A 23564-nucleotide genomic window follows, 5' to 3' on the forward strand; every position below is an offset into this window, starting at 1 on the left:
CATGAGAATTGCAGCCATAGATTTAGGAACCAATCAGTTTCATTTGCTGGTGGCAGAGCAAACTGCCGAAGGAAAGTTTGATATTTTAGCCAAAGAAGACCGTTTTGTACGGCTTGGCGAAGGAGGGATTAACGATTCCCTAATTGTTTCAGATGCCATTGAGCGCGCACTTGGCGCAATGCACGACTTTCAGGCAATCATCCGCCAACACGAGTGTCAAAAAGTAGGTGCAGTGGCTACAAGCGCCGTGCGAAATGCCAAAAACGGTGAAATGCTCATCAACCGCATTGCCGAAGCCACAGGTATTCAAGTAGAAGTGATTGACGGCAACCGCGAAGCCGAACTGATTTACGAAGGCATCCGCGCAACCGTTCCCATAGATGAACTCTCGCTGATTGCAGATATCGGCGGCGGCAGTGTAGAATTTGTGATTTGCAATGCCGAAAAAATCCTTTGGAAAGGAAGTTTTGAAATAGGTGCACAGCGTTTATTTTATCGCTTTCATACCATAGACCCTATTCCTGCCGAAAATGTAGTTGCATTGAACCAGTATCTCTCGCGCACGCTACAACCCCTTGCCGAAGCGATAGAACAATATCATCCGACTACGATTATCGGCTCGTCGGGCTCTTTTAGCACACTCTACAAACTGTATGCAGGTTTAGAGGGCATCGGCTACGAAAAAAATCGGCCTGAATACGAACTGCCCGTAGAAGGATATTACAGGGTACACAAGCAATTATTGCTGAAAAATCGGATGGAACGCAGCGAAATGCCGGGTATGAGGCCGGAAAGAAAAGACATGATTGTTACGGCTTCCTGTGTTGTTTATTTCCTTGTGCGTTTGTTACATTCAGAAAAAATACGGGTGGTTTCGGCTTCTCTTCGCGAGGGTTTGCTTGCCTCGCTTGCACACGAATAAAAAATTAAGATTTCCCGATTGTACAAAGCGGTTCACACAAAACATTACAAAAAATATCTGTACACAAATTGCAAAATGCACCTGAGGGAATTACAACTGCGCAATTTTAAAAATTACGAAGAAGCAATTTTTACTTTTTCACCCGGCATCAACGGAATTGTAGGAAAAAACGGAGCAGGAAAAACCAATTTGCTGGATGCCATTTATTATTTGTGCATGACCAAAAGTGCATTTCAAAATACAGACCAAGCCAATTGGAGATTCGGCGAAACTTTTTTTACGATAGAAGGCACAATAGAGCACGGCGATGTTCCCGTACATCTGCATCTGAGTTTCAGCCGCGAGCGCGGTAAAGTTTTAAAACTCAATAAAAAAGCATATACCAAAATCAGTGAGCACGTGGGCAAATTCCCCTGCGTGCTCATCACCCCCAACGACAGCGACCTTGTGCGCGAGGGCAGCGAACTGCGCCGCCGCTTTTTTGATACAATCCTCTGCCAACTCAACAAGGTTTATTTGGAGCAACTGATGCGCTACAACAGGCTGCTGCAACAGCGCAACAGCTTGCTCAAACAAATTGCCGAGCGGCGGCAAGACGTTTCCATGCTGGAAATTTACGATGAGCAATTGGCCTCGCCTGCGCACTTCATTGCAGAGGAACGCGCCAAGTTTACCGAAAAATTTTTGCCTGTTTTTCTGGAAAATTACCGGCTCATCAGCCGTTCCAATGAAGTTGTTTCTTTAACATATCAGTCGGCATTGAATGAAACTTTATCTTTTGTGGCACTGATGCAACAAAATCAGTCCAAAGATTTAGCCTTACAATACACTTCACAAGGTATCCATCGCGATGATTTTATTTTTGAAATCAACGGCAATCCGCTGAAGAAATTTGCTTCGCAGGGGCAACAAAAATCTTATACCGTTGCTTTGCGACTGGCACAATTTGAAATTTTAACGCAACAATCAGGTGTCAAGCCGTTACTCTTGTTAGATGATATTTTTGATAAGTTGGATGATGAGCGAATTACACAACTGATGTTGCTCATGTCGGGCGGAAGGTTTGGGCAGGTGTTCATCACCGATGCACGCCCCGAACGCACCGAAAAACTGTTTTACAACGACGGCATTCCGATTCACATGATTCGGATATAAATTCAGATGATGTACCCGAATTAAAAATCCGACAGGTACAGCCAACCTGTCGGATTTGTTTTATTGTTGAATTTGTAAAATCCGTATTTTGAGAAATTAAAATTAAAGCAGTGTATAAGCAACTTTTCTTGAACCTTCTACTTTTTCAGAGGCAACTTTGTTTTGTTTTTTCATTTCCGACAGAACGCGGTACACATTGGTGCCTACTTTTTGTGCATAGCTTTCGTCCAATCCTTGGCTTTCTATGATTTTATTTTGAATATCGGCTATTTCCAGCGATGCGCCCGCAGCTTCTTGCAGGGCTTTCAATACCAAACCTTCATAATCCAATTTGAGATAGCTGCTTGCTTTGCGCTTGCCCGCTGCCGAGGCAGCCTTAGGGCCGCGTTTTTTGCCGCCTTTTTCTGCCGTTTCAGGCTTTTTTTTCAGTTCGCTGTTGAGTTCACTGATTTCTGCATCAATTTCTTTAATCTGACTTTGCAGCGCCTTGATTTGCTCTTGAAGTTTAGCTTTTTTTTCTTCGTAGGCTTTTATGATAACCGGATACATTTCCGGCGTAATGGTGATGGTTTTCATAAATTCACACGTTTAAATTTTGGGGATAATATGCAATATTAAAAATTAAAACCGAATTGCGAAAAAAATGTTATGAATACTGAAACCCGTTTTTAAAAATCATGCGATTTGTTATTTGTACGGATGTGAGTGCCGACCTGCAAAAAGTTTGGGCAAACTTTAATGAAAATCTTTTTCAGGCACTTGCGCCGCCTTTTCCGCCCATTAATTTATTGCGATTTGACGGCTCTCTGAAAAATGATGAAGTACATCTGGAACTTAATTTTTTACTTTTCAAACAAGTTTGGATTAGCAAAATTACCGAGCAGGCAGCCAAAGAAAATGAAATCTATTTTGTGGATGAAGGAATCAAACTGCCTTTTTTTCTGGGCTATTGGCGGCACAAACATTTAATGCAGGCACTGCCCGAGGGCGGCACGCGTATTACGGATGACATCACGTTTGAAGCACCCGTCAAAGCGTTGAGTTGGCTGCTGTTCCCTGCCCTGTATTTGCAGTTTTTGTATCGGAAGCCTGTTTACAAACGGTATTTCAAATAGATTGGCATCAATAAAATGAAAACCCGACAAGTTCAGCAGACCTGTCGGGTTTTTTCGGTTACACGCCGATTACAATATGCGCTAATTCACTTTTGTATAAACGGTTTCTTTTTCGTAGAAGAAACTCAACTTGTCGTTTTCCTGAATGAAATTGCGCAGTGCTGCCGAATTATCAAACTTTTCGCGCACATTTTCGGTAACGGGCAGCAGTGTAATTTTATTGCCGTTGGCAGATTGCAATTTAAAAATCAGAAAATCTGCATTAGGTACGGGGTTGGTTCCTTGGCGCGTCATTTTTACGTTGAGAAAAGTCAAATCGCCGATGGTTGAAGTATGCGCCACATAGGTTTTGCGCTCTACTGCACCTTCTATTTTGTGTGTATGTTCCACAATTTGATAGATATTTTCATCAGCTTTTGAAATTTCATAAAAATCTTTTCCCGCAACATCTACCTTCCATTTGCCGAGCCATTCTTCTTTTACCGGCTGGTTGGGTTCATCCACCGGCACGGGCGATTGGTAAGGGCAGGCGGTGCAAAAAAACAAAAGGGCGAGTAAACCAAACAAACTGAACTTTTTCATGGTCGTTATTAAAATTTAGTTATAGTGAAAAGTGCAATTGCCAAGCCAAAATTATTTGTTTTTGGCGTGGTAATACAAAGTTGAACAATTTTCGGGGCGCAGCACCTGTTGTGCTACTTGGCGGATATCGGCGGCAGTAACTGCCTGAATTTTATCCGCCTCTTGGTTAATCAGGTCAGGGTTGCCCAGAACGGCAGCATAAGCCAGTCCCATGGCGCGGTTCAGCACTTCCATTTCACCGAAAATAAGTGTAGATTCTGCCTGATTTTTCACTTTTTGCAGCTCACTTTCGGCAAGCAAATCCGCTTGGACTTCGGCTATTACTTCGCCAATGGCTTGGTCTGCCTCTTCCAAACTCACGCCTTGTGCGGGTTTAGCCGAAACGGTGAACAGCCCGTTGTCTATGCTACCCAAAATGCTGGCACTTACCGAAGTGAGCATGCGCCGTTCTTCCACTAATTTGTGGTACAGCCTTGAAGATTTGCTGCGCCCCAGCACGTCGCTCAACAGGTCGGTGGCGTAGTATTCGGGTGCGAGGCGGTCGCACATGTGCCACACTTTGTAGAGCGCACTTACGGGCACATCTGCCTCTACGTGTTCGCTGCGGGCTTCGGTCTGTTGTGGTTCGCGGGGCAACTGCCGCTTGGGAACATCGCCCGCGGGAATAGGGCTGAACCACTTGTCGGCAAGGCGCTTCACCTGTTCGGTTGTGGTATTGCCCGCTACGACCAGAATGGCATTGTTGGGGCGGTAGTATTTGAAGAAAAATTCCTTTACATCGTCCATCGTAGCGTTTTCTATGTGGGAAATATCCTTCCCGATAGTTGCCCATTGGTAGGGGTGCACCTTGTATGCCATCGGACGCAGCCGCAGCCAAACATCGCCGTAGGGTTGGTTCAGGTAGCGCTGTTTATATTCTTCAATCACCACTTTGCGCTGCACTTCCAATACTTCGGGGTTGAAACTGAGCGACAACATGCGGTCAGACTCTAACCAAAAGCCCGTTTCAATGTTTTGCGCCGGCAGCGTGAGGTAATAGTTGGTAATATCGGCGCTGGTGAAGGCGTTGTTTTCGCCGCCTACCCTTTGCAGCGGTTCATCGTATTGCGGAATGTTGGCAGAGCCGCCAAACATGAGGTGCTCAAACAGGTGCGCAAATCCGGTTTTGTCGGGGCGTTCATCCCGCGAGCCGACATCGTACAACAGGTTCAGCGCTACCGTCGGAACAAAGTGGTCTTCGTGCACAAACACCCGCAGACCATTGTCTAATACAAATGAGTTGTAGTGAATCATATACAAAGTTAAGCAATGCCGTGCCTACGACATCTAAATCTAACAACGTTTTGATACTGATGCAACCAGTGTTCACGCGTATTAGCCGTCAAAATCCGCGTACTTAATTAAGCCGTCTAAATCACAAGTATGTAAAGTCCGCCTACAGGGCTTTCAGCCGCTGACGGGGATGATAATCCAGCGATCTTTAGACCCTGACAGTAGTTAAAAAACAATGTTCATTTTGCTCACTTACCCATTGCTTTTGAATTTGCTTATGCGTTGAACGCCGCCACAAATTTCCCCGCAAAACTTATAGCTTTTTCCAACCGCTTTCCATAAATTTGTTATGTATGCATACTATTTTGGAAAAACGGGAAAATTATGGCTAAACACTATGCAAGTATCCGCAATGCGAAGTTCTTGACGCATGAGGTACACGACTTATCCGCGCTGACCAAGCACGAATATTTTGCACATCACGACCGCGAGTCTTTTGATATGATGATAGATGCTGCCTTCCAATTGGCAGACACGCATCTGTTCCCCTACTTCGCTGATATGGACAGGAACGAACCCGAGTTGAAAGACGGCGTAGTGAAGGTGCACCCCCAAGTGAAAAACATTATTCGCGCAATGGCAGAGGGCGGCTGGATTAATGCCACCGTTCCTTTGGAACAAGGCGGTATGCAGTTGCCCGAATCTATCAACGCGCTGGGGCAGTTTATTTTTCAGGCTGCCAATAACAGCGCCATGCCGTTTACGGGGCTGACTGCGGGCGCTGCCAACCTCATCCGCACCTTTGGCAACGACTTCCTGAAACAGACCTACATGGAACGCATGTATTCGGGCGAGTGGCAGGGCACAATGGCACTCACCGAACCACAGGCAGGCAGTTCTCTTTCCGATATTGTAACCACTGCCGAACCTGCCGAAGACGGCATGTACAAAATCAAAGGACAGAAAATTTTCATTTCCGCAGGCGATTTGGACGCGGTGGATAACGTCGTGCACCTGCTGCTGGCACGCATCAAAGGCGCACCTGCGGGAACGAAGGGCATTTCGCTGTTCGTTGTGCCCAAAAAGCGCGTAGTAAACGGCACATTGGTTGATAACGACGTACTGCCCGCAGGCGTTTACCACAAAATGGGGCAAAAAGCCACGCCTGCCATGCACCTGATGATGGGTGAAAACGACAACTGCTACGGCTACCTTGTTGGCGAACCCAACAAAGGGCTTTCCTACATGTTCCAAATGATGAACGAAGCCCGCATTTTGGTAGGCATTACAGCCGCTGCCATTGCTTCGGCGGCTTATCATGCCTCGTTGGAATATGCCAAAGAGCGCCCGCAGGGTCGGCGTTTGAACGAAAAGAACCCGCTCAATCCGCCGACGCTGATTATCAATCACCCCGACGTGAAGCGGTTGCTGTTGTTCCAAAAGGCTGTGGTGGAAGGTTCGCTCAGTTTGCTGTTAGAAACAGCTAAATATGCCGATTTGGCGCACATTACCCAAGGCGAAGAAAAGGAAAATAACCTGCTCATGCTGGAACTGCTCACCCCAATTGCCAAAACCTATCCTTCCGAGGCAGGTATTGCATCGGTAAGCGCAGGTTTGCAGTGTTTGGGCGGTTACGGTTTCTGTAAAGACTTCCCCTTAGAGCAACTCTACCGCGACATTCGCATCACGGCAATTTACGAAGGCACAACTGCCATTCAGTCGCTGGACTTGCTGGGGCGCAAACTGACCATGCAAAACGGCAAAGCGGGCGTACTCTACATGCAAACCGTTGCCAAAACCGTTCAGGAAGCTGCTACTTACGACGCGCTGAAAAAATATGCAGGCATTATGGAAAGCCAGATGCGCAACCTGCAAAAAGTTACCGCCCACCTGATGGGGCTTGCCCAAAAAGGCGATGCCGAACTGTTCCTTGCCGATGCGACGCTCTACATGGAACTGTTCAGCCTCAACGCCATTGCTTGGCAGTGGCTTAAACAAGGCATTGCAGCCCACAAAGCATTAGTTGTAGGCGGATTGAGCGAAGACGAAACCGCCTTCTACGAAAGCAAATTGCAGGCGATGAAGTACTTCTTCCACTACGAAATCCCGAAAGCGCAAGGACTCAGCACCCGCCTGACCGACAGCGAAATCATCACCATTGCGCAGGATAAGGAAGTGCTGGTGTAATTCGCTGATTTAGCCGACAGGCATAGGTTTTCAGGAAAAACTTCCGGAAAGCCTATGCCTGTTTTTTATCGGAAGCAGAGGTGATGCCATGTACTATTGAGGTTCTGCACCAAAACTTGCAGCCAATGTTGTTATTTGCTGCACGATGGTTTGCTGTTGGGATGTTAAGTGTCTGATGAGCCTATGCAGGGCTTCTTTTACAAATGGCGTTTGTTTGGCTTTTGTCTGCTGTTGAAAACTTTTTATCATGGCGTGGCAATCATGCCATTTGCCTAATAGTTCTTGCAGTTCGGCAATTTTCTCTGGCTGCCATGGGGCGGTTGTAAAACCCGTACAGGCAGTAAGGTAGTTGTGGACTTTCAGTTGCTTTCTGACTTCGTGCCAATCGGCGGCTTTTTCCTGCAGGTGCTTGATTTTTTGCAACAACTTGTGGCTTTTGCGCTGCATCCACTCTTTGACTCTCTTTTTGTCCAATTGTGCCAAACAGGCAGAGAGTTTGTGTGCCAGCTGCCCAATGCGGTGCAGCACGTTGTCATTGATAAGTTGCCGAAATTCAGCTTTTTGAGCAGTTTCCGTTTCTTCCAACTGCAACAACAGCAACGTTGCCCCGTCGTCTTCGGGTAAGACAGATTGAATAAATGCGGATTCTATTTGCTTTTCGCGGATGACGCCTGCACTTTTGAAAACTTGGCGCAAGGGGTGGCGATATTTTTTGGACGGCAGGCAGTTGGGGTTCAACTTTCCGACAAGCACCATTACAGCTCTGATTTTTTTGATTTCTACCCGCAGCAAATGAAAGGTCTCCGGCTCAAACTCCGGCGGCGGCAACTGCAAAATTGCCATGAGTTTTTCTTTGCGTTGTTCCATATAGGCAACCGCTTTTTTCATACGTCGCCGTGGGGTTGGTGTGTTTCGTAAATTTACGCATTCATCTCAAATATTTGCACCCCGTCGGGCAGCAGGAGGATGACCCACCGCCCGTTCATCACAAAAAACACATCCTCGGCAAAGCCTTTTGCTTGCTGGGCAAGGGTTGCCTGTGCTATCGTTTTACCCGTTGTCGCTTCACAAGCCAGCCATTGCAGCCCTTTAGCCGTATCGCAGGCAAAAAGCATGTAGCGGTCGTTTTCCAAATAGTGAACGGATGAAAGCGGTTTTTCGCCCATTAGCCCTTTTAAATAATCAGCAATCACCTCAAAATGAGGTGATTGCTTGTCATAAATAGCGGGCGTACTAATCTTTTGGGTTGATATGTTTTCTTTGTTGTCAGCGTCAGGCTGCCATGTCTGCCCTGTATTTGGGTCAAGGCGGCGGCGCACAATTTCGCCCTGTTCTATCCTGTACGTATGCAAGGTGCGGTCGGTAACTTCGGTCAGGTAGTCGTCGGGTTGTTGCCAGCACAGCGATGCGGTTGCCATTTCCCAAGCCCAAATGCCGCGCGGGTCAGGGTAGCGGTTGCCTTGTTGTTGATACAATAACAACAAATCCGAAGTCAAACCTGCCAAGTGATAAGTCAGCGGCTGTTCGGACGGTTGCCAATCGTCTATCAGTAAACTGCCATCGCTGAGATTTAGTACGCTGAATGCCACGCCATCGGGTTTGCGAAACTCCATCGCCAGCAAATCGGGCATATTTTCAGGGTTGCAAGCGATGCGAAACAGGCGCATTTCCGGATAGCGGTATTCCAAATATTCGGTCATGTGCAAAAGTAGTATTCTTAACGACTGAAATTTTTACCGCAAAGTACGCCGAGTGAAAGTTGTTATTCACCTTACCTGCCGAAAACCACGCCGAAACTAACGGGGGTCAGCTCGGGACCTCTGCCTGCTGCAAAAAGCGTGCTTAGGTCGTAATTGAGAAAAGTGCGCAAGCCCAGCACTTCTGCCTCTGCCCGCAGCCCGTAGCGCCATTGGTTCAGCCCGTAACCGCCATGCTCACGCGGACGGAATTTCTGACCGTTGAGCGTGTAAACTTGCCGCGTATAACTGTCTAACCGATAGCCGACGTAGCCGCCTACGGCAATGGCATTTTTATGAGTGCCAATGTCAATCATGAAAGGAACGTTCAGGTGCGCTACGGTGAGTTTGCCTTTGCGCAAGGGCTGTGCGGCAGGTTCAAAAACCGCACCCTGCGGCGTATTTTGCAGCGTTACGTCGCCGTCAAACATGAAATTGTGCCAAGAAACATTCGCTCCCGTAATGAGGCGCACTCTTTTGGTGAGGCGAGCATTAAAACTTCCGCCCAATGCCACATAGCGCGAACCTATGGGGCTTAAATCGTAGGGCATGCCGTTGGGTATGCTGCCGTTTTGCAGGTAGTTGTTCAACCCTAATTCCAAATCCACATCGCCGTAGATGCGTTGGAAAGGCTTTTCGCGCTTTGGTTTTTTATCGGGCTGTTGTTCCGATGCGGGCTTTTCGGTTTGTACCGAAAACGAAACGTTGTCCAGCGTAAAAGTCGTGTCGCGGCTGACCGAATCCATTACGGCAATTTTTTGCAGCAAGCTGTTGATATCCAGCGTTTTGAGCTTTTCGCGGTCAGCTTTATCGGCAATGAACAGCACGATTTTACTCTTGCCGTACTTAATAACGACGGTATCGTCTTTGATTTCGTCATGAAGTTTCCCCGCCGTAAAAGCATGAGCGGGCAGGCTGCCTAACAGCAAAAATGGAAGCAGCCAGAAGAGATGTGATAAAGTTTTCATACGTTGCTACTCTTGTGTTTTGCGCTTGTTTTTCTTTTTGAAAAGGCTGTCGGTCGGGATGCCGAATATGCGCGTTTCCACACGCGGTTCTGCGGTGTCTTTCACCGTCGGCTTGCCGTTGAGCCGCTTCCAGAGGCGTTTCAGGTGGCTTTCTTCTACCGCTTCAGCAGCAGGTGCATCGGCGGATGGGCTGCCTTTGGCTGATGATTCATTGCCTAACCTGATGAATACTTCCAACGGCAATTGTTCCTCTTGGGTAGCCGTTTCCTTTGGCTCAATGGCAGGCTGCAACGGCTCAACTGTTTGTTCCTGACGGTTTGCCATTGTCTCTGCCTGTTGTTTACCGGTATGAACAGGCGGTGCAATGGTTGGTTGCTGTTGCCTTCTGTCAGGGATTGCGGCTGTTATACCTGCCGATTGCGCTTGCGGCACTTCCTCCTTTGCCTTTTCACGGGTAAGATGCGGAAGCACTTGGGAAGGTTGCTTCGCGTTTTCAAATTTTTCTGCGGAAACTTCTGTCGCTGTCGGGCTGCTTTCTGCCGATGCGTTGTCGGTGCGTGTGATGTACCAATAGCCGCTACCCGTTGCCATTGCTGCCACCAATGCCGCCGCTGCCGTCCACCAAATCCAGCCTCTGCGCTTGTCGCCGTTTTGGTTCAAGCGTGCCATTTCCGCCTGCCATTTTTGATGTGCCGAAGCCGAAGCCTCTGCCTCATAGTTGGCAAGTGCCTTGCGGAACAGTTCATCTACCGCGTTTTTGTCGTTGAAATCGGGCGTGGTTTTCATGATACTTTCGGGCTTGACAGGGTTACGGTATTTTCAAGGGCGGCAATTCGCGCTTTGAGCATGTTGCGGGCACGGTTCAGTTGCGACTTTGAGGTGCTTTCCGAAATGCCCAACATATCGGCAATTTCCTGATGGCTGTAACCTTCAATGGCATAGAGGTTAAAAACCGTTCGGTAGCCTGCGGGCAGTTGCTGCACCAGTGCGAGCAGTTCTTCGGTGTGCAGGGCTGCATCGGCTTGGCTGTCCGACTCATGGTAGCCGTCTGCCTCTTCTATGTCGGTTTGGTGTTTGCCTGCCTTTTTTCTGAGCATTGCCAGCGCTTCATTGACCACAATTTGACGCACCCAGCCTTCAAAACTGCCCTGATGGTTAAAGGTATGCAAATGCCGAAAAACTTTCACCATACCCGCAATCATGGCATCTTCGGCTTCGTGGCGGTCGGGCAAATAGCGCAGACAAACGCCCAGCATACGGCTGCTGAATCGCTTGTAGAGCCATTCTTGCGCAGCTTGCTTGCCTTTGAGGCAGTCTGCTATGGCTGTTTGTTCGTCGTATTTTTTGGCAGAGCCAAACATCGGTCGGTCGGTTTCCGACGATAAGATGTAAAAGGCGGCGGAAAGGTTGCTTGCAAGGGCGGAAAAACTTTGCCTCGGCACAAAACTGTAACCAACTCAAAATAACTCTGTTTTTGCCGCTTCGTCTGCCATTTCCTCAGAGGCTTTGTCGCCAAGGTAAGACTTGATGGCAAAGTGCATGATGTACAGCAAAGGAATCATGATAAGGGCAATGGCAAATTTGTAGATGTAGTTGATGATGCCGACGGAAACCACTTGCTCAAACGTCCATCGTGGGTTGCCGAATACGTAGAACGCAATGCCCAATACGATGAAACTGTCAATCAGTTGGCTTACCAAGGTTGAGCCTGTTGCCCGCAGCCAGATGATGCGGCTGCCCGTCAGGCGGCGAATCCACTGGAACGTAACGGCATCCAGCAACTGCCCGACCAAAAACGCCACCAATGAACCGATGATAATGCCCAAACTTTGCAGAAAAATGCGGTTGAAGGCTTCGTCAATATTCAGTGGGTTGCCTGCGCTGTCGGTGCTGTTGATGCTCAACCAAAAATCGGCGGGGGTAAGTTGCGTAGCGGCGTAAATCATCAGAAACGCATAGCTGATAAAGGCTGCGGTGAGCAGGGAAATTTTGCGCACACCTGCCTTGCCGAAGTATTCGTTGATAATATCGCTGGTGATGAACACCACAGGCCACAACACCACACCTGCCGTCAAATTAAAATCCAGCACAAAATCGCCTAAAAGAGGGATTTGCGCAGGTGGAAAATCCAAGGTTTTTTCCAGCGAAAAAATTTTGGTGCCTACCATTTCGGCAACCAAGGCGTTGGTCAAAAAAAGTCCGCTGAGGACAAAAAACAGGGTGTTTTTCTTCTGTTGCAGTTGGGTCATAGCCTAATTCCATGAGAAACCCGACGGGTTTTCAAAATCCGTCGGGTTATGTAAAATCTGTATTTTGCTGCTGCCTATTGCGCTACGGCAATGCAGGAAATTTCCACGCCTACGTCTTTGGGCAGGCGGGCTACCTGTACCGTTTCGCGGGCAGGGAAATGTGAAGTAAAATATTGCCCGTAGATATTGTTCACGGTAGCAAAGTCGTTCATGTCGCGCAGGAAGATGGTACACTTCACCACGTTGCGGAAGCCCATACCTGCTTCGTGCAAAATGAACTCTAAATTGCGCATCACCTGATGGGTTTCAGAGGCAATGTCTTCTGTTACCATTTCGCCTGTTTCGCGATTGATGGCTATTTGACCTGACACATAAAGCGTATTGCCTGCGCGCACTGCCTGATTGTAAGGCCCGATAGGTTCAGGGGCGCGGTCGCTGTTGATGATTTGATGCATGGCTGTTGATTGGTTTTTGGTTGCCAAAGATAAAGTATCGGATGAGATTTTTACTGTTTCGGCGGGCTGACGGTGGTCTAAGTTGAACATCAGGTATAGAAGTACGCCCAAAACGACCAGCAGCATAAAAGCAGAAATAAAAAGCAGGTTGGTTTTATTCATTGTTTTCTCTGTCAGAATTGTTTCGCGCGCGCTCATCGTAAGGGAAGCCTTCAGCAAGGAAGCGATAGCGGTCAAAAATAGCACGAACGGGACGTTTCAGCATTTTTTCGCTGGCAAAAAGTGCATTGCCAAAGATACCCGAAGCGTAACCTTGCCAAACGGTGCGCTGTTGTTTGCCGTCAAAAAACAGGATAAGCAGGGTGCCTTGCCGCAGGTTGTACTTAATGGGGTCGTATTTTTCCTTTTCGTCTTCGTAGCGCACCCATTCTTCAATATCGGGTTGGTTGAAGCCCGTAAAACGCAAGTCGTCAAAGAAGATGCGGTAAGAAACCAGCAGGTCGGGTTTTTTATCGGTTTGTTTGTAGCCAATTAAGCCCATGCGAAAGCGGATTTCATCTTCAATAATGCGGCTTTGCGGGTCGTCTTCCAATCGGTTGGGGTTCATATCTTTCACAAAGTCAAAAGACTTGTACTTTTTGAATTTACCATGATAGCTGTAGTCAGACTCTACTTTGAGTTTTTGCGAAGTAGAGCAATTGGTAAAGGAGAGCGCAACTGTCATCAGCACGGCAGCGCAGGTAAAAGTTCGGAAAAGATTCATCAATCGCTGCATACGTTTCAGGATAGATTGGATGGGAAAAACAGGAAAGACGTTTGTTGTTGAAAGAAACAGATTGGCATAAGCCTTTGATAATCATAAAACTAAGTGAAAAAAGTTTGCTTTGCAAAAAAATAAATAAGGAATGTGTCATTCGTTTTTGTTGCAAACAGGATGACTTCATGTGGCAGTAAACCGATGTTTTGAGCAGACCCTGCCGGTGCAATTCGGATGGTTAGCAAAAAATACGGCAAAAGTTAAGCAGTTCGGCAACTGAAAGCGCACGACATAAGCATGCCAATTGCGACAGATAGCACAGATGAACGCGGCTAAGATGTTTTGGGCAGAGAAAAACGAAATTCTGCATCCGAATTTTTTCAATTAAAAAAGGCCATCGTTTGAAAGATGACCTTTTTAAGTTGAGCGAATTGGGGTTAAACTATTTCCGATGTATTCATTTTGTTACTTTTTCTAATAAGCGCGGCCATGGGTGGAGAAAGCAGGCGCAACTTGCGCTTGGCGCCATCGGTCAGGTATTGCACTTGCTCGGTGAGCATTGAGTTGGCAACAGTTAGCTTACCTGTACCAAGGTTAGATACTGTTCCTAAAACAGCCAGCGAGGTTCCGTAAATCCCTCCGTTCATATACGCATAAATCAGTGCGGCTATCATAAGCAGCGTAGGTAAATACGCCATCACATGATTAACCGATACATGCAAAAATACATTGTAAACAATCTGTCGTGCGGGACGATTGAGCAAATACTCCATGTAGCGTTTGGCTGCTGTTTGGTAAATTTTCTCCAAACTGCCCGCTATATAACCTGCGGCAATAGCTATCCACCAAAGGCGCGCCAACTGGCCGGCGGTATATTCTCTGCCGTTTTTCACCCAGTTGGCAGGGAAGACGGTTTCAACCAGCCATTGTGCCAGCAGCATGAGTAATAAGGCCGCTGCAAGGCCTGCCGCCAATGTGAGCAAACCTTGACGGTTGCTGCGATTATCGGTCAGGTATGCCGGTAAAAGCGCAATACAAACACTGCCAATGCCATAAATCAATGGTACAAAAACAGGTGCATATGCAAGGCGTGTTGTTTGAAAGGCGCTGACGTTTATGAGTGTGATTCCCAGAAAAGCGGCTGCCACTACTGCGGCGGCAAAAATGTGGATGTATTCCTGCTCAATGGCGAAGTGAGGCTTTACATTGGCTGAACGGTGTTCCAGAAGCAAATTAGCCAGCAACCACGTAACCGAAGTACCTGCTGCAAAGCCCAAAGAGGCATAAGCAAAAGAGGTAAAAACCGAATCTTCACCGGTTGCGGTAAGGAATTGCCATACGACGGCAAGCGTAAAACCAAGTGAAGCCAGTAAAGGAGTACCTAACGATACGATAGGACGCGGGATAAAAAGCAACTGCCACCATTTTTGAACAGTAACAGACGTTGGCAGCATCCGCGTGAAAACGACAACCAAAAGTGCTTGTGTTAAACCGATAACCACTGCCCGTTGAATGGCCGAAAGAGCGATTTCAAAATACAAAATACTGAAAGCAGCAGCGGTAAGGATGAAAAGAGGGGCAAAATTGCGTTGAATGATGTACTTAAAACTACAACTGGGTAACATGAAGGTTTTGTTTGGTACAACCATGCAGCGGGTACAGACCATAGACTGTAACCCGAAGGCTGAGGGCTTTCCTCAACAAAGCCAACTAATTGTTTGTCAGTTAGTTAAGCTTTCCTTGTTTAACTGCACCAGACAAGAAAATCATCTTTTGCAGAAAAACATAACTGCAAAGCTAATAGTTTTTCCCCCATTTCCAAATTTATCGGCCTGAAAACAGCATATAAACAAAATGCCCGCTCGCAAAAAGCAAGCGGACACATGAAAAAAATCGGGTTTGAAAAGTCAGTAAAAATCGGGTTATCTTATTAAGCGGGTTAGAATGATGAGCAGAAGTAAAATTAAATTCACCGATGAACGGGTTGGTTAAGCCGCCAAGTATTCTGCTGCCACACCGTTTTTCTCCATCGCGCGGCGTAGGTTCAGCAACGCATAACGCATACGTCCCAGTGCGGTATTGATGCTTACGTTGGTAACATCGGCAATTTCCTGAAAACTCATTTTCATGTAATGACGCATCATCAGCACTTCTTTCTGATTTTCAGGCAGCAGATGAATATAGCTTTTCAGTTGGCGGAATGTCTCGGACTGAATCTGAGTAGTTTCAATAGAGGCTTCTGACAGTTCAATGGTATTGTAAAGTGCAGAACCTTCTTTAATGCGCATATTAGGATAACGCTTTTGCTTGCGGAAAAAGTCAATTGCCATATTGCGGGCAATGCGCGCAATCCAAGGTAAAAACTTGCCCTCGTCATTATAGCGGTCAGAGCGAATAGTGTCCAGCGCTTTAATCATGGTTTCCTGTAGCAGGTCTTCGGCTGTTTCCGCGTCTTTCACGATGTTGTAGATAACGGCAAGCAAACGCTGACGATGACGGCTGAAAAGTAGGTTAAAGGCGTTCTCGTTGCCGTTGCGGAAACTAACTACTAATTCGCTGTCATTGGCGGAGGTGAGGGCTACAGTTTTCATGGCGCTTCAAAGTTTAGTATTGATTTGAATTTGTCTTCGGTGAAATGTTTGATTTCTTAGACAAAGGTAGTAATACAATCGATAAAACCAAAGTCGCCGATAAAAATTTACCGATTGCCGAAAGACTTATTTGGCGCTTCGCCAATACTTTGTTACTGTATGTAATTGATAATTAAGGTATTATATTTAAAATTATAACGCGTTTCATGTAAGTTTTGTGTAAGTAAATCTATTGTATTAATTGCTTGTTTTTAACATTTTTTAACTATTTGTTGGCTGATTGCTTGATTTTTTTCGGTGAAAAAACAAAAAAGCACCCCTGTTCAGCGGGTGCTTTTTTGTTTTCGTCGATGAAAATATATTATTCGTCGATGGTTTTGGGTGCTTCTTCGGCTAAAAATAAATCCGGTTCGTGCTTGGACAGAATATTGAACCAAGTGATGAGCTTTTTAATATCGGAAGCATAAACCTTTTCACGGTCAAAGTCCGGCAGAATTTCAGCCAGAAAAGCCGTCAGTTCTTGCGCAGGAGCATTTGGCGAAGGGATTTCGCCCTGCCATTGATGCATGGAACGGAACACATCGGCCAGTGGCACGCTGCCCTCCGCATTGTAAGCATAAATGGCTACTTCTTTCAATACGGAAACTCGGCTGTTCATACCAACGGCAAAGCGTGTACGCTTCTCATCAATGCTTTCCAGAATAACTCCTGTACGTGTCGGTTTAATTACGCGATAGAGGCCGGGCTTTCCTGCCACGGCTGCAATATTGGTCAGATTCATGGTGTTGATTTTTGCTTGAAATAAGGCAGCACGTAAATGAGCAGGCTGCTATTTATTTTGTTTCGATAATTGATTCAATGACTCGATGTAGGACAGAATCTCCTCGCGCCCCTGCCCCGTTTCGGAAGAACTGATAAATAAGGGCGGCATTTCTGCCCAATATTGTAGGGTAAGTTCGGTATAGTGCGCCACAGCTTTGGCTGCTGCAGTCTTTGATAGCTTATCGGCTTTGGTGAAAATCATGGCAAACGGCAGTTGTTGCTCCAACATCCAACCCATAAAATCCATGTCATTGGTTTGCGGCTCGTGCCGAATGTCAATCAGTACAAACGTGCAAACCAGATTGCTGCGCTGTTGCAGGTATTTTTCAATCATTGCAGAAAAGCGCACACGACTGGCTTGGCTCACTTTGGCATAGCCGTAACCGGGCAAATCGACCAAATACCAGTTATCGTTAATGATAAAATGATTGATGACCTGCGTTTTGCCGGGTGTGGCTGAGGTTTTTGCCAGCCCTTTGCGGGCAGTCAGCATGTTAATGAGTGATGACTTGCCTACGTTAGACCTGCCAATAAAAGCGTATTCGGGCAAATGCCCTGACGGACACTTGGCTACTTCCGAATTGCTGCTGACGAATTTGGCACTGTGAATTTGCACGGCGCAAAGTTAGGACATTCTGCCGTATGTGCTATCGTCCGGTAAACTTTGCCTCGCGCTTCTCTAAGAATGCCTGTGTGCCTTCTTTGAAATCGTGCGTTTGGCAGCAGGCAGCAAAGGCTTCGGCCTCCACTTCGTAGCCGTCTATGGGCAGAAAGGCAGCATCGGCAGCGCGGATGGTTTGTGCAACGGCTACGGGGCCTTTCTTCATAATTTTATGCAGAATTTCACGGCTTTTTTCCAAAAGGGCTTCCTGTGAGGCGGTTACATGGTTCACTAAACCCAATTGCAGGGCTTCGGCTGCGCTAATCATATCGGCAGTGAGCATGAGTTCAAGTGCTTTGCCGCGGCCGATTAAACGACTGAGGCGCTGCGTACCGCCGTAGCCCGGGATAATGCCTAAGTTTACCTCCGGCTGGCCGAATTTGGCATTTTCAACGGCTACGCGCATGTGGCAAGCCATCGCAAGCTCGCAACCGCCACCCAATGCAAAACCATTTACTGCTGCAATAACAGGTTTGCCACAGGTTTCTATCATGCGGAAAATATGCTGTCCTTTTACGGCAAAAGCACGTGCCTGTTCTGCATCTAAATTGGTGATTTCGGAAATGTCGGCACCTGCTACAAATGCCTTGTCGCCGGCACCTGTCAGTATAACGGCGCGTATAGATTCATCGGTTTGCACTAACTGAAAGGCGGCCTCAATTTCCTGCATCGTGCGGATGTTAAGCGCATTGCGCTTTTCAGGGCGATTGATGGTGATGGTCAGGATGCCGTTTTCATTCACCAGCAAAAGGTTCTCAAACATCATATCAGTAAAAAATCGGTAGTTACGAGCAGCAAGTTATGGATTTGCTTATATTTACCCAAACGAATAAGGTATGGAACTTTCAAATAAGACCGCCCGGGAAATTTATTATGAAATAAAAGCCAATCCGCAGCGGGCTAAATTTGGTTTTGGTAAGCGCCCTGCCATTGTCAATATTGATTTGCAGCGTGCTTACACCGATACGGCAACTTTTAAAACCGCCTACGAAACCGACCCGCGACAAATTGAATACATCAACGAAATTAACCGCATTGCCCGTAGTAAAAATATCCCTGTCATATTCACCTATGTAGCCTATATGGACAGCGGCGAAGATGCAGGCGTATGGGGAACGCGCACCAATACACCCGATTCGCTGCAAAACATCAAATTCGGCTCGGAGCGCGCCGAGTTTGACAAACGGTTGGTTGTGGATGCCAAAAGCGACGTAATTTATTGCAAAAAAATGCCTTCGCCGTTTTTTGAAACACCGCTTGGCTCGCTGCTGACATGGCATCAGGTAGATACCGTAATTATTACGGGAGGCAGCACTTCGGGCTGTGTGCGTGCTGCGGCTGTGGACAGCCTTTCGCGAGGGTATCGCACCATTGTCCCCGAAGAATGTGTGGCCGACAAGCACGAAAGTTATCACTTTGCCAACCTGACCGATATGCTGCTCAAATATGCCGATGTAGAGCCGGTGCAGGCGGTGATAGACTACTTGAACAGGCTACCCGTTTTGGAAAAGCGCATCAATGAGTTTTTAAATCGCTGATAGTCAAAATAGCTAAAGTCTCAATCAACATATACCCGTTCACTGTCAATCTTATTTTTTATGCTACGCGACCCTGAACTGTACAGCTACTGGCCTTACCAAAACCGCCCGAAAATCCGTTGGAAAAACGGGGCAAAAATTGCTTTTTGGGTAGCGCCCAATATTGAGTTTTATGAGTTAGACCCGCCGCAAAACCCCATGCGCAAGCCTTGGGCAAGGCCGCACCCTGATGTGCGCGGCTACTCCATGCGCGACTACGGCAACCGCGTCGGGCATTACCGCATGATGGAGGTGATGGACAAATACGGCGTGCGTGGCAGCGTGTCGCTGTCGGTAGCCATGTGCCAGCATCACCCCGAAATTATTCAGGCCTGCGTAGAGCGCAACTGGGAGTTTTTTTCGCACGGCATCTACAATACGCGTTATACCTACGGAATGAGCGAAGAGCAAGAGCGCGCAATTATTCAGGATTCATTCCGAACTGTTCGCGAAGCTACGGGGCAAACCATTAAAGGATGGCTTGCACCTGCACTGACACATACGGAGCGCACCTTTGACCTGATTGCAGAAGCCGGTATTATCTACACCTGCGATTTGTTTCAGGATGACCAGCCACAACCACTGAAAGTCCGTTCGGGTAAGCTGATTTCAATGCCTTACTCGTTGGAAGTGAACGATGTGATTTGCTACAACAGCTATTTTCAAAGCCCGCGCCACTATGCCGACGTGTTGAAGCGGCAGTTTGACACACTGTATCGCGAAGGAGAGGAAAGCGGCACTGTCATGTGTATTCCGCTTCATGCCTATTTGGTAGGGCATCCGCACCGCATCAAACCGTTTGAGGAGGCACTTGCTTACATTACTTCACACCCCGATGTGTGGGTTACTACTGCTGCCGAAATAGCGGAGTATTACTACGAACACTATTATGATATTGTGCTTCAAGCAATTGAGGCATAAAAAAGGCAGCTCAATCGGGCTGCCTTCGTTTTTATTTCTTTTTCGGAATCCACGCCCAGAGCATTTCGCAGACAATGGGCTGCTCGCCGCTTTCATCGGTTACGGTAACAGGCACGTAGAGTTCACCTTTGGGTGTATTGCGAATCATTTCCTGTTGCTCGGGAGTCAGCGTAGCAACGGCGCGCATAGCCCCTTGCGAGCGCCTCACAAAATCCGATTTGATGGATTTGATAAGTGGAAGGCGGTCATCGGGGACGTTCATACCGACGACCATGCCTGTTGCGGTTTCGGCCAGCAAAATCATGGCTGCTGCATGAATCTGCCCGATGTGGTTGCCTGTTTTGCGGCGGTTTTTCAGGTGCAGAACCACCTCATTTTCAGTCAGTTTTTCAAAATGAATACCGGCAGTACCCACTAAGGGAACAGCGCGACCGACTGCCCATGAAAGTACCCACTTGGGGTATTTGCTTAAACGTTTGGCATAAGTCGCCAGACGATTGGTTGAAGACATAGTACTACAATATCAATTGCTAAAATTCTTTGTGTTCTCTGTGGTAAACCTTTGCGCCTTTTGCGGTAAAAAAGACAAACCGCAGTGTATGCCAAGGCTCAAACGCAAAATGCACAGAGGTGCATCAGCAGCTAATGAAAGCGCAAGAGGTTTGCGAAAAATGTTTCATGTAAATTGCTGAAAAACAAATATTTACACCTGACAGGCTTCCCAAACCTGTCAGGTGTAAATACAACTACCAGAAAATGATATACAGCGCGGCAATCGCTCCGGCAATCAGCATGGCGCCAATGTTGAAAGTGGTGCTGGTACGCAAGAGTGCAGCATCAACGGTAATGCCCTTCGGATTGTCTTTGCTGCGGCTGTCCATCAGGCTGATGATGATGATGCCGGCTGCCAGCACGAGGAAAACAACCCCCATGCGGTCAATGAAGGGCAGCGCAGGCAGCAATTGTTTCAGCAGTGCCGACAGCGGGATGGTTGTAATGGCTGCAAACAGGGCAGCATTGGCGGTGGTGCGTTTCCAGAAGAAACCGAACAAGAAAATTGCCACAACCCCCGGCGATACAAAGCCTGTATATTCCTGAATAAATTGGAAGGCTTGGTCTAACGCGCCCAAGGCCGGTGCAACAATTGCCGCAATGGCAAAGGCAGCAAGTGCAACAATGCGTCCCGTTTTCACCAGATTGGCCTCCGATGCCTTTGGATTGATAAAGTTTTTATACAAATCCATGGTGAAAATAGTAGCGGTACTGTTGGCCATAGAGGCAAGCGATGAAACGATGGCTGCCGCCAATGCCGCAAAAGCCACGCCTTTGAGTCCTACGGGTAACAGGTTTAGCAATGCGGGGTAGGCTTTGTCAGATTTGACAATACCTGTTGCTGCGTCGGTCATGGCAGTGGTGAAAGTGCCTGCGCCGCCTTCCTGCATTACAACCACGTAAGCCGCAATGCCCGGAACAACCACAATCAGCGGCATGAGCAGTTTCAGGAAACCTGCGAAGATGACACCTTTTTGCGCTTCGTCTAAACTTTTAGCGGCCAGTGCGCGCTGTGTGATGTATTGGTTGCAGCCCCAGTAGTTCAGGTTGGCAATCCACATGCCGCCAATGAGTACGCTCAAACCGGGCAAGTCCAAATATGCGTCTTTTTTACCACCCGAACCGTCGGGAATCATCATTTGCCCTTCAGAGAAAATCATGTGGAAATGTTCGGGAGCTTTTTGGCGCAATGCTGCCAGTCCTGCCAATACGTCGCCACCGCCTACGAGGTCAAGCGCGAGATAGGTGGTGGCCAGGCCACCCGCAACCAGAAACACGACCTGCACTACATCCGTCCATGCAACCGCCATCAAACCTCCATAGATGGAATACACAATCGCTAAGGCCGAAAGTCCGATAACGGCGTAAATCATGGGTACATCCAACACTGTATGCAGCGTAAGCGCGCCCAGATAAAGCACGGAAGTCAGGTTTACAAACACGTAAACCAACAGCCAGAAAACGGCCATTGTGGTTCGCACGCGGCTGTCATAGCGCGATTCCAGAAACTGCGGCATGGTGTAGATGCCTGTTTTGAGGAAGACGGGCAAGAAGAACTTACCTACGACCAACAGCGTAGCAGCAGCCATCCACTCATAGGTAGAAATGGCAAGCCCCATCGCAAAACCCGACCCCGACATGCCGATAAACTGCTCGGCAGAGATGTTGGAGGCAATCAGCGATGCGCCAATAGCCCACCATGGCAACGACTGGCTTGCCAGAAAGTAGTCTTTAGAATCTTTTTCGTGCCCTTTCTTTTCGCGTGATACCCACAGACCGATAGCTATAATAGTGATGCAATAGCCGATAAAAACGATGTAATCAAGTTGTGTCATAGCCTGATGTGAAGTTGAAACGTTTTTTCATTTCTGTACTTCACAACAATACGAACTTTTCATTTGGGAGACAAATCTCGTTGCCACAAGTACACAAGAATACAAATGCTTGTGCAATTGTGGCAAGTAATACTATACGAACAAGGGCTGTGCTTCCTGCGCCACAATATCGCGCCAAAGTTGCTGTTCAGGGATGCCGGGCTTGCGCTTACCAAACATGAGGATGATATTTTGCCCTGCTGCGTCGTATAGCTCAACACCCGTAACGATGCCGTCTTCGGTGGGTTTGAGCACTACCCATGCCGAAGCAACGTGTTGGTCTTTCAGGTGTAGGTTAAATTCGGGGTCAAGTACGTTGAACCAACCGTTCATCGGCACAATATTGCGCGCAAGCCCCGTATGGATTTGAATGCAACCGCGATTGCCCGCAAAAATCATAATCGGGCATTGCTGTTCGGATACGGCAGCGAATACCCGCTTGACCTGTTCTATGGAAATTTCCCACGCATAGCCTTCGGGGGCTAAACGCAGCCCTTGTGTGCGGCTGACTTTGTACTTTTTCAATATGCCGAAAAATTCGTGCGTGTCTTTCATGTTGAGCCATGCCTTGCGGAATCCGACGATGTCAATCGTTTCATCGGGTTGCGGGGCTTCGGGTGCAGGGTACGGAATTATTTCCATAGGTGCGTAGGGGGCTGCGGCGCGGTATTTTTCTGCCAATGCTTCAAATGCTTCGCGGTCGCTTTTTTCGGTCAGGTAAATTTTATGCACTGCCTCGCCGCTTTTGTCAAAAAATTGTAGACTCAGGCGTTCGTTTTCATTCACGGCAAAGCCGAATGCCCAGTGCATCATGAACAGGCGCAGGTCAATATCATCGCCCAAGACCAACCCTACGTGATTATCAAAAGAAACGTTTTCATAAACGCCTTTACGCTCATGCACAACATGGTCGTTGCGGGTAAGTGCCATCACATAGCCTAATGAAGGTACATCTTTGAGTATTTCGCGGAAGTCGCCTTGCAGGCGCACGGCAGTTTCCCCAATGCCGCAGGCGACCAATTCGGCTTCACTTACGCCTAATTGTTTTGCCGCTTCGCGAATGCGGACTTTCGGGTGAGCAGCCTTGAAGGCTTCGTAGCGTTCTTTGAGGTTTTTCAGAATGGTTTGCATAACGTTTGAGGGGGTTAAATGATAAATGATGATGAAA

25 protein-coding genes are annotated in these 23564 nt (G+C 47.6%); 6 read left to right on the top strand and 19 right to left on the bottom strand.

Going from position 1 to position 23564, the window contains the following annotated elements:
• Nucleotide 1 precedes the first annotated feature (1 nt).
• Both NDK19_RS04625 and recF read left to right on the top strand, forming a co-directional pair.
• Nucleotides 2-922: a Ppx/GppA phosphatase family protein gene (locus NDK19_RS04625; RefSeq protein WP_250630680.1), complete on the top strand. Its 921-nt coding sequence runs from the start codon at nucleotides 2-4 to the stop codon at nucleotides 920-922.
• 75 nt (nucleotides 923-997) lie between these two features.
• Complete coding sequence (gene recF, locus NDK19_RS04630) at nucleotides 998-2077, top strand: DNA replication/repair protein RecF (RefSeq protein ID WP_250630681.1); 1080 nt, start codon at nucleotides 998-1000, stop codon at nucleotides 2075-2077.
• Nucleotides 2078-2179: 102 nt separating this feature from the next.
• Here recF and NDK19_RS04635 read toward each other — a convergent pair whose 3' ends face one another.
• Nucleotides 2180-2653 (bottom strand): hypothetical protein, encoded by a 474-nt coding sequence (locus tag NDK19_RS04635; protein WP_250630682.1) that lies wholly within the window; start codon nucleotides 2651-2653, stop codon nucleotides 2180-2182.
• 101 nt (nucleotides 2654-2754) lie between these two features.
• On the opposite strand from NDK19_RS04635, the gene NDK19_RS04640 reads away from it, so the two are divergent.
• Nucleotides 2755-3192 (top strand): SRPBCC family protein, encoded by a 438-nt coding sequence (locus NDK19_RS04640; RefSeq protein WP_250630683.1) that lies wholly within the window; start codon nucleotides 2755-2757, stop codon nucleotides 3190-3192.
• 81 nt (nucleotides 3193-3273) lie between these two features.
• Here the strand turns inward: NDK19_RS04640 and NDK19_RS04645 are convergent, their stop codons facing one another.
• Both NDK19_RS04645 and NDK19_RS04650 read right to left on the bottom strand, forming a co-directional pair.
• Nucleotides 3274-3774 (bottom strand): hypothetical protein, encoded by a 501-nt coding sequence (locus NDK19_RS04645; protein WP_250630684.1) that lies wholly within the window; start codon nucleotides 3772-3774, stop codon nucleotides 3274-3276.
• A 51-nt stretch (nucleotides 3775-3825) separates the two neighbouring features.
• Nucleotides 3826-5067 (bottom strand): M16 family metallopeptidase, encoded by a 1242-nt coding sequence (locus NDK19_RS04650; RefSeq protein ID WP_250630685.1) that lies wholly within the window; start codon nucleotides 5065-5067, stop codon nucleotides 3826-3828.
• Between the two features lie 363 nt (nucleotides 5068-5430).
• Between NDK19_RS04650 and NDK19_RS04655 the strand changes: the two genes are divergently transcribed.
• The gene (locus tag NDK19_RS04655; RefSeq protein ID WP_250630686.1) at nucleotides 5431-7233 is read left to right on the top strand and encodes an acyl-CoA dehydrogenase; all 1803 of its coding nucleotides are present in this window, start codon (nucleotides 5431-5433) and stop codon (nucleotides 7231-7233) included.
• Between the two features lie 93 nt (nucleotides 7234-7326).
• On the opposite strand, the gene NDK19_RS04660 is transcribed toward NDK19_RS04655, so the two are convergent.
• From NDK19_RS04660 to NDK19_RS04720, 13 genes are all read right to left on the bottom strand, one after another.
• On the bottom strand, nucleotides 7327-8121 hold the full coding sequence (locus tag NDK19_RS04660; RefSeq protein WP_250630687.1) for a CHAD domain-containing protein: 795 nt from the start codon (nucleotides 8119-8121) through the stop codon (nucleotides 7327-7329).
• A gap of 32 nt (nucleotides 8122-8153) precedes the next feature.
• Entirely contained in the window at nucleotides 8154-8933 is a 780-nt protein-coding gene (locus NDK19_RS04665; RefSeq protein ID WP_250630688.1) for a hypothetical protein, read from the bottom strand.
• A 71-nt stretch (nucleotides 8934-9004) separates the two neighbouring features.
• Entirely contained in the window at nucleotides 9005-9937 is a 933-nt protein-coding gene (locus tag NDK19_RS04670) for an outer membrane beta-barrel protein (protein WP_250630689.1), read from the bottom strand.
• A 6-nt stretch (nucleotides 9938-9943) separates the two neighbouring features.
• Nucleotides 9944-10723, bottom strand: coding sequence for a hypothetical protein (locus tag NDK19_RS04675; protein WP_250630690.1), 780 nt, complete (start codon nucleotides 10721-10723; stop codon nucleotides 9944-9946).
• The gene (locus NDK19_RS04680; protein WP_250630691.1) at nucleotides 10720-11379 is read right to left on the bottom strand and encodes an RNA polymerase sigma factor; all 660 of its coding nucleotides are present in this window, start codon (nucleotides 11377-11379) and stop codon (nucleotides 10720-10722) included. The genes NDK19_RS04675 and NDK19_RS04680 overlap by 4 nt, the downstream gene beginning before the upstream one ends.
• A 15-nt stretch (nucleotides 11380-11394) precedes the next feature.
• Nucleotides 11395-12186: a queuosine precursor transporter gene (locus tag NDK19_RS04685; protein WP_250630692.1), complete on the bottom strand. Its 792-nt coding sequence runs from the start codon at nucleotides 12184-12186 to the stop codon at nucleotides 11395-11397.
• Between the two features lie 74 nt (nucleotides 12187-12260).
• On the bottom strand, nucleotides 12261-12641 hold the full coding sequence (locus NDK19_RS04690) for a RidA family protein (protein WP_250630999.1): 381 nt from the start codon (nucleotides 12639-12641) through the stop codon (nucleotides 12261-12263).
• 154 nt (nucleotides 12642-12795) lie between these two features.
• A complete protein-coding gene (locus NDK19_RS04695) occupies nucleotides 12796-13416 on the bottom strand; it encodes a DUF4136 domain-containing protein (protein WP_250630693.1) in 621 nt (206 codons plus the stop codon).
• Between the two features lie 419 nt (nucleotides 13417-13835).
• Nucleotides 13836-15023, bottom strand: coding sequence for a hypothetical protein (locus NDK19_RS04700; protein WP_250630694.1), 1188 nt, complete (start codon nucleotides 15021-15023; stop codon nucleotides 13836-13838).
• Nucleotides 15024-15386: 363 nt separating this feature from the next.
• Nucleotides 15387-15989, bottom strand: a complete 603-nt coding sequence (locus tag NDK19_RS04705; protein ID WP_250630695.1) for an RNA polymerase sigma factor — start codon at nucleotides 15987-15989, stop codon at nucleotides 15387-15389.
• A gap of 361 nt (nucleotides 15990-16350) precedes the next feature.
• A complete protein-coding gene (locus tag NDK19_RS04710) occupies nucleotides 16351-16770 on the bottom strand; it encodes a DUF5606 family protein (protein WP_250630696.1) in 420 nt (139 codons plus the stop codon).
• A gap of 48 nt (nucleotides 16771-16818) precedes the next feature.
• Nucleotides 16819-17427 (bottom strand): ribosome biogenesis GTP-binding protein YihA/YsxC, encoded by a 609-nt coding sequence (yihA, locus tag NDK19_RS04715; RefSeq protein ID WP_250630697.1) that lies wholly within the window; start codon nucleotides 17425-17427, stop codon nucleotides 16819-16821.
• Nucleotides 17428-17458: 31 nt separating this feature from the next.
• A complete protein-coding gene (locus NDK19_RS04720; protein ID WP_250630698.1) occupies nucleotides 17459-18238 on the bottom strand; it encodes an enoyl-CoA hydratase/isomerase family protein in 780 nt (259 codons plus the stop codon).
• Between the two features lie 70 nt (nucleotides 18239-18308).
• On the opposite strand from NDK19_RS04720, the gene NDK19_RS04725 reads away from it, so the two are divergent.
• Both NDK19_RS04725 and NDK19_RS04730 read left to right on the top strand, forming a co-directional pair.
• Nucleotides 18309-19010 (top strand): isochorismatase family protein, encoded by a 702-nt coding sequence (locus tag NDK19_RS04725; RefSeq protein ID WP_250630699.1) that lies wholly within the window; start codon nucleotides 18309-18311, stop codon nucleotides 19008-19010.
• A 60-nt stretch (nucleotides 19011-19070) separates the two neighbouring features.
• On the top strand, nucleotides 19071-19970 hold the full coding sequence (locus NDK19_RS04730; protein ID WP_250630700.1) for a polysaccharide deacetylase family protein: 900 nt from the start codon (nucleotides 19071-19073) through the stop codon (nucleotides 19968-19970).
• A gap of 31 nt (nucleotides 19971-20001) precedes the next feature.
• Here NDK19_RS04730 and NDK19_RS04735 read toward each other — a convergent pair whose 3' ends face one another.
• From NDK19_RS04735 to NDK19_RS04745, 3 genes are all read right to left on the bottom strand, one after another.
• Nucleotides 20002-20481 (bottom strand): DUF4442 domain-containing protein, encoded by a 480-nt coding sequence (locus tag NDK19_RS04735; protein WP_250630701.1) that lies wholly within the window; start codon nucleotides 20479-20481, stop codon nucleotides 20002-20004.
• Nucleotides 20482-20716: 235 nt separating this feature from the next.
• On the bottom strand, nucleotides 20717-22357 hold the full coding sequence (locus NDK19_RS04740) for a sodium/sugar symporter (protein ID WP_250630702.1): 1641 nt from the start codon (nucleotides 22355-22357) through the stop codon (nucleotides 20717-20719).
• Nucleotides 22358-22489: 132 nt separating this feature from the next.
• Nucleotides 22490-23527, bottom strand: a complete 1038-nt coding sequence (locus NDK19_RS04745; RefSeq protein WP_250630703.1) for a hemin-degrading factor — start codon at nucleotides 23525-23527, stop codon at nucleotides 22490-22492.
• Nucleotides 23528-23564: the final 37 nt, after the last annotated feature.

This window comes from Rhodoflexus caldus (assembly GCF_021206925.1).
Classification (GTDB): domain Bacteria; phylum Bacteroidota; class Bacteroidia; order Cytophagales; family Thermoflexibacteraceae; genus Rhodoflexus; species Rhodoflexus caldus.

Coding starts and splice junctions, on each gene's coding strand:
- NDK19_RS04740 (WP_250630702.1), bottom strand. CDS start 22,357: ATGACACAACTTGATTACATCGTTTTTATCGGCTATTGCATCACTATT.
- NDK19_RS04665 (WP_250630688.1), bottom strand. CDS start 8,933: ATGACCGAATATTTGGAATACCGCTATCCGGAAATGCGCCTGTTTCGC.
- NDK19_RS04720 (WP_250630698.1), bottom strand. CDS start 18,238: ATGATGTTTGAGAACCTTTTGCTGGTGAATGAAAACGGCATCCTGACC.
- NDK19_RS04690 (WP_250630999.1), bottom strand. CDS start 12,641: ATGCATCAAATCATCAACAGCGACCGCGCCCCTGAACCTATCGGGCCT.
- NDK19_RS04670 (WP_250630689.1), bottom strand. CDS start 9,937: ATGAAAACTTTATCACATCTCTTCTGGCTGCTTCCATTTTTGCTGTTA.
- NDK19_RS04645 (WP_250630684.1), bottom strand. CDS start 3,774: ATGAAAAAGTTCAGTTTGTTTGGTTTACTCGCCCTTTTGTTTTTTTGC.
- NDK19_RS04730 (WP_250630700.1), top strand. CDS start 19,071: ATGCTACGCGACCCTGAACTGTACAGCTACTGGCCTTACCAAAACCGC.
- NDK19_RS04640 (WP_250630683.1), top strand. CDS start 2,755: ATGCGATTTGTTATTTGTACGGATGTGAGTGCCGACCTGCAAAAAGTT.
- NDK19_RS04660 (WP_250630687.1), bottom strand. CDS start 8,121: ATGAAAAAAGCGGTTGCCTATATGGAACAACGCAAAGAAAAACTCATG.
- NDK19_RS04625 (WP_250630680.1), top strand. CDS start 2: ATGAGAATTGCAGCCATAGATTTAGGAACCAATCAGTTTCATTTGCTG.
- NDK19_RS04695 (WP_250630693.1), bottom strand. CDS start 13,416: ATGCAGCGATTGATGAATCTTTTCCGAACTTTTACCTGCGCTGCCGTG.
- NDK19_RS04635 (WP_250630682.1), bottom strand. CDS start 2,653: ATGAAAACCATCACCATTACGCCGGAAATGTATCCGGTTATCATAAAA.
- NDK19_RS04705 (WP_250630695.1), bottom strand. CDS start 15,989: ATGAAAACTGTAGCCCTCACCTCCGCCAATGACAGCGAATTAGTAGTT.
- NDK19_RS04685 (WP_250630692.1), bottom strand. CDS start 12,186: ATGACCCAACTGCAACAGAAGAAAAACACCCTGTTTTTTGTCCTCAGC.
- recF (WP_250630681.1), top strand. CDS start 998: ATGCACCTGAGGGAATTACAACTGCGCAATTTTAAAAATTACGAAGAA.
- NDK19_RS04650 (WP_250630685.1), bottom strand. CDS start 5,067: ATGATTCACTACAACTCATTTGTATTAGACAATGGTCTGCGGGTGTTT.
- NDK19_RS04735 (WP_250630701.1), bottom strand. CDS start 20,481: ATGTCTTCAACCAATCGTCTGGCGACTTATGCCAAACGTTTAAGCAAA.
- NDK19_RS04725 (WP_250630699.1), top strand. CDS start 18,309: ATGGAACTTTCAAATAAGACCGCCCGGGAAATTTATTATGAAATAAAA.
- NDK19_RS04710 (WP_250630696.1), bottom strand. CDS start 16,770: ATGAATCTGACCAATATTGCAGCCGTGGCAGGAAAGCCCGGCCTCTAT.
- NDK19_RS04745 (WP_250630703.1), bottom strand. CDS start 23,527: ATGCAAACCATTCTGAAAAACCTCAAAGAACGCTACGAAGCCTTCAAG.
- NDK19_RS04675 (WP_250630690.1), bottom strand. CDS start 10,723: ATGAAAACCACGCCCGATTTCAACGACAAAAACGCGGTAGATGAACTG.
- NDK19_RS04700 (WP_250630694.1), bottom strand. CDS start 15,023: ATGTTACCCAGTTGTAGTTTTAAGTACATCATTCAACGCAATTTTGCC.
- NDK19_RS04655 (WP_250630686.1), top strand. CDS start 5,431: ATGGCTAAACACTATGCAAGTATCCGCAATGCGAAGTTCTTGACGCAT.